Origin of the sequence: Capnocytophaga sp. oral taxon 335 str. F0486, assembly GCF_000277665.1 — a bacterium.
GTDB lineage: Bacteria > Bacteroidota > Bacteroidia > Flavobacteriales > Flavobacteriaceae > Capnocytophaga > Capnocytophaga ochracea.
Genome location: NZ_AKFR01000038.1, coordinates 112,611 through 125,669 on the forward strand (window position 1 = coordinate 112,611; position 13,059 = coordinate 125,669).

The window sequence follows — 13,059 nt, forward strand, 5'->3', positions numbered from 1 at the left end:
CACAGTGAACGAAAATGTAACGCTTAGAATAGCAATGCCTCAGGATACTCCTGCTATTTGGGCAATCCTATCTGCTGCTATTGAGCGTCGCAAAGCCGATGGCAGTAACCAGTGGCAAGACGGCTACCCTAATGAACAGGTGATAGCTAACGATATCACCCATCAATATGGCTATGTACTCACAGAAGGCGACGAAATATTAGGCTATGTTGCTCTCCTCATCAACAGCGAACCTGCTTATGAGGCTATCAAGGGCAAATGGCTTACCAATGCCGACTTTATGGTATTTCATCGCGTAGCAATTTCGCCTGACCATTTGGGGCGTGGCTTAGCAAAGTTTCTTCTTCAAAAGATAGAAGAAATAGCTCACAATAAAGGCATTCCTTCTTTGCGAGCCGATACTAATTTCGATAATGCCCCGATGTTACACCTATTCGAAAAATTAGGCTATAAGTACTGCGGTGAAGTTACTTTCAGAGGTACTCCCCGCAAAGCCTTTGAGAAAAAATTATGAATCAAGAATTACTCACCTATTTAGAACATTTTATTACCGAAGAACGCAAGGAACGTTTTTTACAGGTGATAAGCGCGCGTACCAATCACTTTACGGTAGCGATGGAAGATGTATTCCAAATGCATAACACCAGTGCCGTAGTGCGCACTTGCGAAGTCTTTGGCGTACAACAAGCACACAGCATAGAAGGACGATTTGGCAAACGCCTCGATGCCAAAATAGCAATGGGTGCTCAAAAATGGGTAGACGTCTTCCGCTATAACGACACCCAAAGTTGTATTGAGGCCCTCCGTGCCCAAGGTTACCAAATTGTGGCAACAACCCCACACAAGGACGCTTATTTCCTCAACGACTTCGATATTAGTAAAAAGAGTGTTTTCTTCTTTGGTACAGAAAAAGAAGGGCTCTCTGAGCAAGTACTCTCACAAGCTGACACATATTTAAAAATTCCAATGGTAGGTTTTACCGAAAGTTTAAATATCTCGGTAGCGGTAGCCATTGTCCTGCAACAGCTTACTGATAAACTCCGCCGTAGCCAAGTAGCTTGGCAACTCACCGACGAAGAACGCCTCAGCACTCTTATCAATTGGACAAAGAAATCCATTCGCAACGTAAAAGATGTGCTAAAACGCTACGAAGAACTCACCGCTCAAAAATAAAAACCTTCAATAAACTTCCTCCTATCTTCGCATTAACTACAAGAAATCTTCATCATTTCTTTGTTCATTCTTTTCCTACTTGCCTGCCCTGCTACGACTGCCCGTGCGGCTTGCACCGTCTTTTGTATGAACTTTGCCAAAGTTTCAAACATTGCCAAAGTTGAACTCCACTAATAACCTTCTTTCTATCTCTATCTTAGATTCGCCTTACCTTCATCGTAGGTTCGTTTTCTGTTCGTCATTCCTTCGTCTTTTGTTCGTTGTAGACCCACTGTAGACCCACTGTAGAGCCACTGTAGAGCCACTGTAGAGCCACTCATCGTTCGATTATCCCATAAGCTTTGTATAATCCTCCCCCAATTTCACCATTAACCATTAATCATTAACTACGCTTCCCATTTTCTAATTTTTAAATTTGCTAATTTTCTAATCTTTATTTGGCATTTCTGGTATTTAAGGTATTACAATTTCTTCACTCATTTTTTTCATAATTCGTAATCCGTAATTCGTAATTATTTTTTACCTTTGCACCGAGAAGAGATTTTTAACCATTTACAGAAATGAATACTATAACAAAAACAAACTTTAAATTCCCTAAACAAAAATCCGTTTACAGAGGGAAAGTGCGTGATGTGTATCAACTTAAAGATGATACCCTCATTATGATTGCTACCGACCGTATTTCGGCTTTCGATACCATTCTACCCAAAGGTATTCCTTACAAAGGTCAGATATTAAATCAAATGGCTGTAAGTTTCTTGCAACAAACCGAAGATATTGTACCTAATTGGCTTATTGCTTCTCCTGACCCTAATGTTTCTATTGGTCAAGTATGCGAACCGCTAAAAGTGGAAATGGTCATTCGCGGTTATCTTGCAGGACACTCGGCTCGTCTCTACAAAAATGGCGTGCGCAAACTATCGGGCGTCCCCTTGCCAGAAGGCTTGCGAGAGTTCGATATGTTCCCACAACACCCCATTATTACTCCGGCTACCAAAGCCGAACAAGGCTTGCACGACGAAGATATTTCCCGTGAAGACCTCATTCGCAAAGGAATTGTAAGTGAGGAAGACTATCGATTGATGGAAAAATACACCTACGCACTCTTTGCTCGCGGTACTGAAATCGCCTCTAAACACGGACTCATCTTGGTAGATACTAAATACGAATTTGGTAAAACTCGCGATGGCGAAATAGTGCTCATCGACGAAATTCACACCCCCGATTCCTCTCGTTATTTCTATAAAGAAGGCTATGACGAACGACAAGAAAACGGTGAGCCTCAAATACAGCTTTCCAAGGAGTTCGTACGCCAGTGGCTCATTTCGAAGGGCTTTCAAGGTGAAAAAGGGCAAAAAGTACCTACGATGACTGATGAGTATGTACAATCCGTTTCTGAGCGTTATATAGAGCTCTACGAGAACATTATGGGCGAGAAATTCCTCCCCGCCGATACTTCCGATATAGAGAACCGCATCTACGACAACATAATGCGATTTTTGCAGAATCAATAATCAATGAAAAAAGGTCGCTTTTGCGCCCTATACTTTGCCAAAGTTGAATAGCGCTCGTTAATTGTTAATTGTCAATTGTTAATTGAACCACGATGTCTACATATCATTAGGAAGTAACTTAGGAAATCGTAAAGCCTACCTGCAACAAGCCATTGAAGGCATTGCGATGCGGGTAGGTACTATTGTCGATATAGCCCCTGTTTACGAAACACCCTCGTGGGGTTTTTCGGGGGAAGCTTTCCTGAACACCTGCTTGCTATGTCGTACCTTTCTATCACCTGAGGAAGTATTAGTACAGCTCTTGCAAATAGAACAAGAACTCGGGCGAGAGCGTATGCCTCAATCCAAAGGCTACCAATCGCGCACTATCGACCTCGATATTCTTTTCTACGACGATAAAGTTATTAATACCGAAGTGCTCACCGTGCCTCATCCTCTCTTGCATCGCCGTAAGTTTGTGCTGAAACCTTTGGCAAATATCGACGACCTCAAAGTACACCCTGTACTCAAAAAAACGGTTGCCGAACTCCTCCGCACTACCGATGATACTTCACCCGTGCAACGTCTTACCGACCAACTGTCGTTTCCTGCACAAAAATCACCTTTCTTGAATTATAAGTATATTGCTATTGAGGGGAATATAGGTTCTGGAAAGACCACTTTGGCAACTAAAATAGCCGAAGACTTTAATGCAAAGCTCATCTTAGAACAGTTTTCTGATAATCCTTTCCTGCCTAAATTCTACGAGAACCCCAAACAATACGGTTTTACGTTGGAGATGTCGTTCCTTACCGAACGCTACCAGCAAATGTGTGAACAGTTGGCACAAATGGACTTGTTCAAGGAGTTCGTCGTCTCCGATTATGATATCTTCAAATCACTTATCTTTTCTAAGGTTACTCTTACCGATGATGAATTTGTGTTGTACCGTAAGCTTTTTTATATTCTTTATAGCCAAATCATCAAACCCGATTTGTATGTATTCCTCTATCAAAATACCGACCGTCTTATTGAAAATATCAAGAAACGCGGCAGGGAGTACGAACAAAACATTTCTCCCGATTATCTGAAAAAGATACACTATGGCTATTTAGATTTCATACAGAAGAATACCGCTATGAATTCTCTTATCATTGATGTAACCGACCTCGATTTTGTAAAACACTACACTCATTACGAGTATATTATAGAAAAGATACGCGAGAATTAATTTTCAGTATGTACTTTGCCAAAGTTTTAAATTTTGGCAAAGTTGAATAACTTTTATTTTGATAAATCTACTCTAAAAATACGGTTTTCTATGCATTATAAGTATCCAAATGAAGAAACACAATATGGTTTATACCAATTGGATAGTTTATAAAAGAGTAGACAAAATACTATTTCTCCTAATTAGCTAATTCACAAATTAGCTAATTTGTCAATTATTCGTATCTTTGCCCCCGATTTTTAAACTACAACAAAATGTCAGCAGTTAGAAAAGAATACAAACGAGTAACTACCAAATCGGTAGTAGAGATGAAAGCCAATGGCGAAAAGATTTCGATGCTTACCGCCTACGATTATACATTTGCTAAGCTATTAGATAGTGCCGGTATCGATGTGCTATTGGTAGGCGACTCTGCCAGTAATGTAATGGCAGGTCACGAAACTACCCTCCCTATCACCTTAGACCAAATGATTTATCACGCCTCATCAGTAGTACGTGGGGTGAATCGTGCCCTTATAGTGGTAGATTTGCCTTTTGGTACTTACCAATCCGACCCTAAAAAGGCATTGCGCTCAGCTATTAGAATAATGAAAGAAAGTGGGGCTCACGCAATTAAATTGGAGGGAGGTAAGGAGGAAGCCGAGAGCATCAAGCGTATTGTAAATGCGGGTATTCCGGTAATGGGGCACTTGGGGCTCACTCCTCAATCTATTCACCAGTTTGGTTCATTCGCTTTGCGTGCTAAAGAAGAAGCCGAAGCCCAAAAACTCAAAGAAGATGCTAAGTTATTAGAACAATTGGGTTGTTTTGCTATTGTATTAGAGAAAATACCTGCTACATTGGCTGAAGAAGTAGCCAAGAGTGTGCATATTCCCATTATAGGGATTGGGGCTGGTAGTGCAGTAGATGGACAAGTATTGGTGATGCAGGATATGCTGGGTATGAGCAATGAATTCCAACCTCGTTTCTTGCGCAAATATGCTAATTTGCAAGAAGTGATTACTAATGCCGTATCGCATTACATCGAAGACGTAAAAAGCGTCGATTTTCCTAACGAAAAAGAACAGTATTAATGTTCCGTCATCAAGGTAAAAAACGTACCGCCAAACACAATCTACAAATAGCCGTAGTGCTCTCATTCGTCGCAGGAATGGTGAACGTTACTGGCTTTTTGTTTGTGGGTAAACTTACCACCAATGTTACGGGACATTTTGCATATTTTATCTATGACGTGTCGGTAGCTGAGTTTTGGAAAGGGCTCATTTACTTTCTTTACATCTTTGCTTTCCTCATAGGTTCTTTCACTTCGGGTTTACTGATTGAGGATGCTAATTATCATCGTACCCAGAACAAGTATCTCAAGCCTACACTCTTGGAGTGTTTGGCTTTGCTATCGGTAGTAGGGTTACACGCTTTTTCTTCCAATGACATTCCCGCCGATGTTACCGCTTGTATCTTGCTCTTTGCAATGGGCTTGCAGAATGCTTTTGTGACTAAAATCTCTAACTCGGTAGTGCGTACTACCCACCTTACAGGTCTTTTCACCGATTTAGGTATCGAAATCGCTCAAAGGCTCTACCTGAAACGCAATCACTACGAGCAGCAACACACGCATTTGAGAAACACCATTCGTCTCAGACTTTTTATCATTGCGTTCTTCTTTCTAGGGGGATTTAGTGCGGGGTATTTTTATATTGCACAAGGTTTTTCAATATATACTCTGCTCATTTCGGTAGCCATTCTTCTCTTAGGTCTTTTCTACGACGGAATGCGCTTTTTCTATTTCACTAATAAACGACATTATGAAACTTATCACAAACGCCGAAAACGTAGACGTGCTTTACGAAGACAATCACGTTATCGCCGTAAACAAGCGAGTAGGCGACATCGTGCAGGGAGACAAGACGGGGGACACTCCGCTTAGCGATATTGTCAGACAATACCTTAAAAAAAAATATAACAAACCTGGGGAGGTATTCCTTGGGGTAGTACATCGCTTAGATCGCCCTACTACGGGAGTGGTGCTCTTTGCCAAAACCTCTAAAGCTCTCGCACGCCTCAATACGATGTTTGCTAACAAACAGGAAGTACAGAAAACCTATTGGGCGTTGGTAGATGCAAAACCTCCTGTCGAGGAAGATACACTTACCCATTGGTTGGTGCGTAATGAAAAGCAAAACAAGTCAGTAGCATATAATAAAGAAATACAGCAAAGCAAGAAAGCTGTATTGCACTATAAGTTATTGAAATCTTATGAACGTTATTACCTATTAGAAATTGACCTCATCACGGGGCGTCACCACCAGATAAGAGCGCAATTAGCTACTATTGGATTGCACATCAAAGGAGACCTGAAGTACGGCGCTAAACGTTCCAATCCCGATGGAGGTATCTGTCTTCACGCTTATAGCTTACAGTTTGTGCACCCTGTAAAGAAAGAGCCTATTAAGATTATTGCAGAAGCCCCTTTCTCTTTCTTGTAGTTAATTGCTAATTCGTATAGCTTAGAGTCATAAAATTTTTACAATTTCATTTATACTTTCTTCTTCAGTAAGATTATCCATAGGGATAATATAGTTAGCTTGCATATAAAAAGGGTTGCGTTCAAACAGATGTTTGCGAATGAAATCCTCTAAATCAGCATCATTAATTTCAGAGAGTAGAGGGCGATGCGGTTTTTCTTTAATAAGGCGTTGGGCTAAGGTTTTAGGTTGGTATTTTAGATAAATAGATAAAGAAGTAGCTTGTTTTATTAAAGCCATATTATTGCCAAAGCACGGTGTTCCTCCTCCTAAGGATAATATAAAGTCTTCTTCTTTTTGTAATAATTCATTTAAATAAAGAGTTTCTTTTTTCCGAAAATAAATCTCTCCTTTACTACTAAAAATCTCTTGTACTGATAGCTTTTCACCTTCAGCAATATAAGAATCAAGATCAATAAAAGGAATGTTTTTAAGGTGAGCTATAGCTTCTCCAAGAGTAGTCTTACCACTTCCCATATAGCCAAGTAAAATTATTTTCATATATAAGGTATTGTATAATAGATGTTTGAAATGTAATGCTAAAAATAAACTGCAAAAATAATACTTTTTTTCTTGTTACATAAGAAATTTGTTATATCTTTGCACCCGCAAAACAATAAAGACACCGAATTGTTATAATGACTCGGTAGCTCAGCTGGTAGAGCACGACACTCTTAATGTTGGGGTCCAGGGTTCGAGCCCCAGCCAGGTCACAAGGGTTATACAATTTGTTTTTTTATTTTTAAGGGACTTGGTAGCTCAGTTGGTAGAGCACAACACTTTTAATGTTGGGGTCCTGGGTTCGAGCCCCAGCCAGGTCACAAATGCGTAAGCCTACGTGGAGAAATTGGTAGACTCGCCATCTTGAGGGGGTGGTGCTCGTTAGGGCGTGCTGGTTCGAATCCAGTCGTAGGCACAAAAAGATAAGACTACTTTATTGATAAAGTAGTCTTTTTTATTGTCTATATTTATATTTTTTTAATTATAGTATTTTTAAAGCACTTTCTTTAGTCCACCCTATTTTTCCATTAGCTAAACGAATTTTTATCCAATCATTATTCTTTTCTATAATTTCTACTTTAGTACCTTCGTGAAGCTGTACTACTTCATTGCTATAAGAATTGGCTTCAGAAAATACCCGTACCGTTTTATCAAATAAGATAGCGTACTTTTCACCGTCTACTTGCCTTTTATGAAAATCAGCGATGAAATAAGTACCTACCGCTACTGCTACTGATATGAACATCAAGGTGAAAAAGAGCCGTTTGAGGGCAGTTTGTTCTAAAAAGTAGTAACAAAAGAAACTCAATACAAATACCATTGCTCCTATTATGGAAAGCACTGCCCACGTTTGCAAGCTAAACAAACCTGTAATAGCATCGGAGAGCTGGCGTAACCAAGTTTTAGGTAGGGGTGTAATAGCATCTACCTTCATTTGGTTTGCCAATAGGAGTCCGTTTTTAGCCTGTTGGTTTTTGGGGTTTAGTTGGAGTGCTTTCTCATAATAATAGATACTTTCAGGCACGTGATTCAGTTTGTAATAAGTATTTGCTAAATTATAGTACAAAGCAGATGATTCTTTACCAGACTTCAAAATTGATTTGTATTGGTCAATTGCATTTTGGTACTCTCCTTGGTCGTAATATTGGGTTGCTTTCTCGAAAGGATTTTCGTTAGTTTGAGAGAAAACAGAGAAAGAGAGCAACAGCAAGAGTGATATGATGATGTTGTTTTTCATATTATTACTTGTTTTTCACTTGTTTGTCGAGGGCAGAGATTACTTGTACTGCCTCGCTAAAATCTTTTTCCATAGAAGCATCGGTGTGATGCTGAGAGTACCGTGCCATTTCGCAATTAGCGAGTAATGCCATAAACTGAGCTACGGTAGCTTCAGTAGCTTTTCGGCTGAGCAATAGTTCAGTGATTTTATCTTTGCTCATTTCAGCTGTTTCAATTTTTAATTTAGCTTTTAAGTAATTGTGCAAGGCGCGTTCTAACGCTTCGTAGAAGGTACCTTTATCACCTAATTTACGTTTAGCCTCTCCTAGATATTTCTTCGCTAATCTATTGGCTACTCTTACTTTATTGCCTTCGATATCTCCGGCTCTTTGCATTTTGATATGCCACCAGATAAGTACAATAGGGATAAGAAGCAAAGGCAAGAACAGCCATAAATAGTAAGCAGTAGAACCAAAGAATACAGGTTGGTGCATTGGCTGAAGGTCGGCATTGGTTTGAAGACCTTCTGGTTTTAGAGGAATGTTATTACTATTAGCCGTGTCATTAGGCTGGTTTTCGGCTGTAGGACCTTCGGTTACATCTATCCAAATATCTTCGGTTTTTACAGTTTCATATTTCTGAGTATTAGGGTTGAAATACGAGAAAGAGAGTCCTGAAATAGGATATTTCCCTTTGTATTCAGGAACGATAGTATAGGTTTGCTCTAAGCGTCCTTTCATTCCGTTAAGAGAAGTGTTGATGTCTTCTTTTTGTTCGGGAGCATACACTTCTAACGATGATGGGAAAGTAGGCTTAGGTAAATCAAACAGTTTAAAATTGCCATTACCTGATACTTCTATTTTTAGTTGAGTACTTTCATTAGCTTTGAGTGTTTGTTTAGTAGCATTTACGGAAAAAGAGAAGTTACCGACTGCTCCTGAGAAGTTTTCAGGTTTTCCTTCCTCAGGTAAGGGTTTTATGTTTAAAACGCGACTACCAGAGCTTACTTTGCGTGATATTTCTTCATAGAAAGGGCGTCCAAAGAAGTCTCGTTGTCCTGTAGGGGCATTGATAATAGCTTCTACAGACAGAGGTTCGAGAGTGATAGCACCTGTTTTTTGAGGGTAAAGCACTATTCTTTTTACTACAATACAACGGTAGGAACGACCTTGATAAGAGCAATTTTCTACCTCATAATTTTGCAGACGTATATCTTGACTCCAAAAGTTAGGGTATTTTGGTACATCTAACAAACGCAGGTTACTAAGAGATATTTCTCCTCCTACATAAAGTCGATATACCACACTTACAGCTTCGTTAAGGTATGGGTTGGGCTTTGAAACTTCGGCAAGAAGGAATAGGTTTTCACGTGCGATATCGTTAGTATTTCTGTCTATTGAGGGAGTTTTTACTGCCTCGGTAACAGTGATGGCTATGGGGTTTGTTTTATATGTTCTACCGTCAATTTCTATACTTGCTTGTCCTATGGTAAACTTACCTTTGGCAGTAGGTTGGAGAATGTAAATATAAGTTTTGGAGAAACTACTTACTCCATTAATCCACGATCTTGAAACCGATTGCGAAGGTCCCATTACTATGGTAAAACCGTGAAAGTTAGGCGGAGTAAAGTTATCGCCGTCTTTATTCATAGAGAACTCTATACGCAAGCGTTCGTTAGCCCCTAATTGATTTTTACTCACTTCGGCTTTGAACTCTACTTGTTGTGCATAGAGACTTTGGATTAAGAAAGTTATAAAGAATATTATCTTGTATTTCATTTTAGCTTTTACTTATTAAAAGGGCGAATAGCCATTCGTCCCTACTACTACCAATCTTTTTCAGTTTTAGCGCGTTGACCTTTTACTTTTTGGGCGTTAATTTTCTCTTGGGTTTTGCGCTCTTCGTTGTTCATTGCCTCCAAGATACGCTCCATTTGTTGTGGCGAAAGAGAAGAGGGACGTTGTTCACCTTGTCCTTGTCCGCTTTGGTTTTTATTCTGCTGGTTGTTTTGGTTAGGGTCTTTTTGGTCGTCGCCCTTATCTTTGTTTTTATCCTGTTTATCGCCTTGATCTTTTTTATTATCTTTATTGTCTTTGTTGTCCTGATTATTCTTGTTATCTTGGTTTTTATTCTGGTTATTTTGGTTCTGTTGATTATTTTGATTATTCTGATTTTGCTGGTTCTGTTGATTGTTTTGGTTTTGTTGATTGTTTTTATCTTTATTGTTTTTGTTGTTTTGAGGTGGAGGTGGGTTTTGTTTAAGCATTTCTTTGGCTACTGCCAAATTGTAACGGGTTTCTTCATCTTTAGGATTATGACGCAAGGCTTCTTTATAAGAGAGCACCGCCTTTTCGTACTCTTTGTTCTTCATAAAGGCATTGCCTAAATTGTGGAAAGCCTTGTGTTTTTCTTCTTCAGTTATCTTATCGGAGGTTGAGGCGTTTTTAAGTCGGGAGAAAGCCTCGTCATAACTCTTTTGTTGATAGTACATCGTACCGAGATTATACTGTGCAGTAGCGTTGTTTTTATCTTCGGCTATTGCTTTGCGATATTCTACTTCGGCTTGTACGGGTTTATCGCCTTTGAGAGCGGTGTTGCCCTCGTACGTATATTTTTTAGAGTTAGCAATTGCTTTTTGATCCTCTTTTTCGGCTTTGGATTGTGCAAAAGCAGAGAGGGATAGTAAGGATAATGTTATGTATAGAACGTTTTTCATAGTAGAAAATATCTCTTTGAAAACCTCCCCCTAGCCCCCTCCAAAGGGGGAACTAGCGATGGTCATCATATACGGATTTTTTATTCTTATTTATTATTTGTCTTTTTCTTTTTCGTTGAATAGATTCAATTTCTTTACCCATTGGGTTTTGCGTTCAAAGATAGCGAGGTCTAAGATGAGCAAGAGCAAAGCTCCGCCTAAAAACCACTGAAATTGGTCTTTGAAATCTACGAACTTTTGGGTATCGAACTGACTTTTTTCAGTACCGTCTAATATCTTGTTAATTTGGCTTACTACTTTTTGGGTATTATCGCCGTCGAGGTATTCACCTCCTGCATTGATGGCTATCTGTTGCAAGAGCTCACGGTTGAGTTTGGTAATCACCACCTCGCCATTGCGGTCGCGCTTATACGTTTGTTCGCCTCCGTCTTTAATAGGGATAGGAGCGCCTTTTTCGGTGCCGATACCTATGGTGTAGATATGTACTCCTTTTTCTTGTGCTTCGGTAGCGATTTCGGTAGCACCCATTTCGTGGTCTTCGCCATCGGTGAGGATAAAGAGCAAGCGCGCAGTGGGAGTATTCTCATCGAAATAGTTGCTTGCCATACGTATTGCTTCCTGAATGGCAGTTCCCTGAGAGGAAAGCATATCGGTGTTCATACCTTGTAGAAACATCTTAGCGGCAGAATGGTCGGTAGTGAGAGCGAGCTGAGGATAAGCGCTAGCTGCATAAGCTACGATACCTACACGGTCGCCTTTTAGCTGACTAATGGTTTCGAAAGCGATGCGTTTTGCCTTTTCCAAACGATTGGGGGCTACGTCTTCGGCAAGCATACTTTTAGAGACATCAATAGCAAAGACGATATCTACCCCTTCGCGTTTTACGGTTTCAATTTTTGTACCTATCTTCGGGTTAGCAAGGGCGATGCTCAGTAGCACAAGCACTACTGCCAAGACACTCCATTTCACCCAGAGTTTGAATCGCGAACGGTCAGGAGCTAAACGCCTAAGGGCAGGGGAGGAGGCAAATTGTCTTTGCAACCGACGTTTGCGAAGCATTGAAAGGGCAAAGATGATGAATAGCGGGATGAGTACCGCTATGAGCCAAAGATATATTTTTTCGTCGATATGAATCATAATTAGTTAAAAGATAAGAGTTAAGAGTTAAAAGTCACGAAGGCTTTTATTATTAACTTTTAATTCATAGCTGTTAATCAAATACTGCGCCAAAACGATGCAAAGATACAAAATAATTTATAAAATTAGAAAATGAGGTGCGAGTTTGAGTTAGAGGAATGAGGCTGTGCCTCAGAAATTAAACAAAATTTAAACAAAATCAAGGCTACGCCTTGTAAAGTAACTTTTTGGAAAATCAACTTTGCCAAAATTTCAAACTTTGGCAAAGTGTGTGTCGCAAAAAAATGACACATCGGAGTTTTCGGAAGGAAACGGAATGGTTCGGAAGTGGGTCGAGAGGGATTTTGGTGAAAAAAGGCTATGAGGAGAGTGGGGGTAGCTTATAGAGAGCTTATAGGAAGCTTATACGAATCTTGGACGATTGGTATAGAGAGGGTATATAAGTAATTGATTTATACCGTAATATAACAACGCTAAAAATGTTAAAAACGGGGTTTCGAGGCGAAAGAAAGAGGAAGAGGTGCTAGGCCTTAGGCCATAGGCACTAGGGGGGAGTATGACGGAAACTTCTCGCTGGCTATCCTCAAAGGGGGAGATACGATGCAAAAGCGACAATTGAGACTTTGATGAATCTTAGGTGATTGTTATACAAAGGCTGTTGGAGCGTTTAATAATCAGTGAATTATATTTTAAGGTTGTAAGTTCCACTAATAATTGCAATTTTAAGTAGTAATTTTTAGTAAAACTTTTATTTTTCAGAGGGTTTTGCCTCTAAGGGGCAACCCTCTGAAAAATAAAAAAAGAGAAAAAACTATAAAAGTCTTTTCTCTTTCAAAATAAATGCTTTTCTTTGTAAATGACAATGAAAGAATATAAGCATTTAAATTTGGTGCAAAGGTCGGTAATTTCTGCTTTAAAAGCAAGCGGAATCAAACAAAAAGATATTGCTCTTTATGCAGAGTGTAATCCCTCTACCGTCAGTCGAGAGCTGTCAAGAAACAAAACAAAGACAGGAAAATACAGTCCAAAAGTAGCTCAAGAAATCTCAGAAGAGCGTAAAGAACGTTT

General features: G+C 39.6%; 13 protein-coding genes and 3 tRNA genes. 11 read left to right on the top strand and 5 right to left on the bottom strand.

Annotated features, from left to right (window positions below):
• The first annotated feature begins 4 nt into the window (after positions 1-4).
• The 7 genes from HMPREF1320_RS10725 (at position 5) to HMPREF1320_RS11425 (ending at position 6,380) form a co-directional block, all read left to right on the top strand.
• A complete protein-coding gene (locus tag HMPREF1320_RS10725) occupies positions 5-514 on the top strand; it encodes a GNAT family N-acetyltransferase (protein WP_009418642.1) in 510 nt (169 codons plus the stop codon).
• Positions 511-1,173, top strand: a complete 663-nt coding sequence (locus HMPREF1320_RS10730) for a TrmH family RNA methyltransferase (protein ID WP_009751627.1) — start codon at positions 511-513, stop codon at positions 1,171-1,173. Before HMPREF1320_RS10725 ends, HMPREF1320_RS10730 begins: the two co-directional genes overlap by 4 nt.
• A gap of 560 nt (positions 1,174-1,733) precedes the next feature.
• Complete coding sequence (locus tag HMPREF1320_RS10735) at positions 1,734-2,687, top strand: phosphoribosylaminoimidazolesuccinocarboxamide synthase (protein WP_009751649.1); 954 nt, start codon at positions 1,734-1,736, stop codon at positions 2,685-2,687.
• Positions 2,688-2,769: 82 nt separating this feature from the next.
• A complete protein-coding gene (gene folK / locus HMPREF1320_RS10740; protein ID WP_009418634.1) occupies positions 2,770-3,897 on the top strand; it encodes a 2-amino-4-hydroxy-6-hydroxymethyldihydropteridine diphosphokinase in 1,128 nt (375 codons plus the stop codon).
• Between the two features lie 254 nt (positions 3,898-4,151).
• Positions 4,152-4,970 (top strand): 3-methyl-2-oxobutanoate hydroxymethyltransferase, encoded by an 819-nt coding sequence (gene panB / locus HMPREF1320_RS10745; RefSeq protein ID WP_009411723.1) that lies wholly within the window; start codon positions 4,152-4,154, stop codon positions 4,968-4,970.
• Entirely contained in the window at positions 4,970-5,821 is an 852-nt protein-coding gene (locus HMPREF1320_RS10750) for a YoaK family protein (protein ID WP_009751651.1), read from the top strand. The genes panB and HMPREF1320_RS10750 overlap by 1 nt, the downstream gene beginning before the upstream one ends.
• A complete protein-coding gene (locus HMPREF1320_RS11425; RefSeq protein ID WP_083835401.1) occupies positions 5,733-6,380 on the top strand; it encodes an RluA family pseudouridine synthase in 648 nt (215 codons plus the stop codon). The genes HMPREF1320_RS10750 and HMPREF1320_RS11425 overlap by 89 nt, the downstream gene beginning before the upstream one ends.
• Before the next feature lie 27 nt (positions 6,381-6,407).
• Here HMPREF1320_RS11425 and HMPREF1320_RS10755 read toward each other — a convergent pair whose 3' ends face one another.
• A complete protein-coding gene (locus tag HMPREF1320_RS10755; protein WP_009418646.1) occupies positions 6,408-6,920 on the bottom strand; it encodes a shikimate kinase in 513 nt (170 codons plus the stop codon).
• A gap of 139 nt (positions 6,921-7,059) precedes the next feature.
• Here HMPREF1320_RS10755 and HMPREF1320_RS10760 point away from each other — a divergent pair.
• The 3 genes from HMPREF1320_RS10760 (at position 7,060) to HMPREF1320_RS10770 (ending at position 7,335) form a co-directional block, all read left to right on the top strand.
• Positions 7,060-7,132 (top strand) — tRNA-Lys (locus HMPREF1320_RS10760).
• Positions 7,133-7,167: 35 nt separating this feature from the next.
• Positions 7,168-7,240: transfer RNA gene (locus HMPREF1320_RS10765), tRNA-Lys, on the top strand.
• Positions 7,241-7,251: 11 nt separating this feature from the next.
• A tRNA-Leu gene (locus HMPREF1320_RS10770) sits at positions 7,252-7,335 on the top strand.
• 66 nt (positions 7,336-7,401) lie between these two features.
• Here the strand turns inward: HMPREF1320_RS10770 and HMPREF1320_RS10775 are convergent.
• The 4 genes from HMPREF1320_RS10775 to HMPREF1320_RS10790 all read right to left on the bottom strand — a co-directional run bounded on the left by HMPREF1320_RS10775 (position 7,402) and on the right by HMPREF1320_RS10790 (position 11,991).
• Positions 7,402-8,157: a tetratricopeptide repeat protein gene (locus tag HMPREF1320_RS10775; protein WP_009751609.1), complete on the bottom strand. Its 756-nt coding sequence runs from the start codon at positions 8,155-8,157 to the stop codon at positions 7,402-7,404.
• Positions 8,158-8,161: 4 nt separating this feature from the next.
• The gene (locus HMPREF1320_RS10780) at positions 8,162-9,916 is read right to left on the bottom strand and encodes a BatD family protein (protein WP_009751630.1); all 1,755 of its coding nucleotides are present in this window, start codon (positions 9,914-9,916) and stop codon (positions 8,162-8,164) included.
• A 47-nt stretch (positions 9,917-9,963) separates the two neighbouring features.
• Positions 9,964-10,854: a tetratricopeptide repeat protein gene (locus HMPREF1320_RS10785; protein WP_009751647.1), complete on the bottom strand. Its 891-nt coding sequence runs from the start codon at positions 10,852-10,854 to the stop codon at positions 9,964-9,966.
• A 93-nt stretch (positions 10,855-10,947) separates the two neighbouring features.
• Positions 10,948-11,991, bottom strand: a complete 1,044-nt coding sequence (locus HMPREF1320_RS10790; protein ID WP_009411730.1) for a VWA domain-containing protein — start codon at positions 11,989-11,991, stop codon at positions 10,948-10,950.
• Positions 11,992-12,853: 862 nt separating this feature from the next.
• Here HMPREF1320_RS10790 and HMPREF1320_RS10795 point away from each other — a divergent pair.
• Positions 12,854-13,059 (top strand): helix-turn-helix domain-containing protein (locus tag HMPREF1320_RS10795; protein ID WP_009417551.1); only part of this gene is annotated, 206 nt, incomplete at its 3' end.

Bases quoted from the DNA above. Each gene is read 5' to 3' on its own strand.
- panB (WP_009411723.1), top strand. From the start codon at position 4,152: ATGTCAGCAGTTAGAAAAGAATACAAACGAGTAACTACCAAATCGGTA.
- HMPREF1320_RS10755 (WP_009418646.1), bottom strand. From the start codon at position 6,920: ATGAAAATAATTTTACTTGGCTATATGGGAAGTGGTAAGACTACTCTT.
- HMPREF1320_RS10750 (WP_009751651.1), top strand. From the start codon at position 4,970: ATGTTCCGTCATCAAGGTAAAAAACGTACCGCCAAACACAATCTACAA.
- HMPREF1320_RS10790 (WP_009411730.1), bottom strand. From the start codon at position 11,991: ATGATTCATATCGACGAAAAAATATATCTTTGGCTCATAGCGGTACTC.
- HMPREF1320_RS10730 (WP_009751627.1), top strand. From the start codon at position 511: ATGAATCAAGAATTACTCACCTATTTAGAACATTTTATTACCGAAGAA.
- HMPREF1320_RS10785 (WP_009751647.1), bottom strand. From the start codon at position 10,854: ATGAAAAACGTTCTATACATAACATTATCCTTACTATCCCTCTCTGCT.
- HMPREF1320_RS10735 (WP_009751649.1), top strand. From the start codon at position 1,734: ATGAATACTATAACAAAAACAAACTTTAAATTCCCTAAACAAAAATCC.
- HMPREF1320_RS10780 (WP_009751630.1), bottom strand. From the start codon at position 9,916: ATGAAATACAAGATAATATTCTTTATAACTTTCTTAATCCAAAGTCTC.
- HMPREF1320_RS10775 (WP_009751609.1), bottom strand. From the start codon at position 8,157: ATGAAAAACAACATCATCATATCACTCTTGCTGTTGCTCTCTTTCTCT.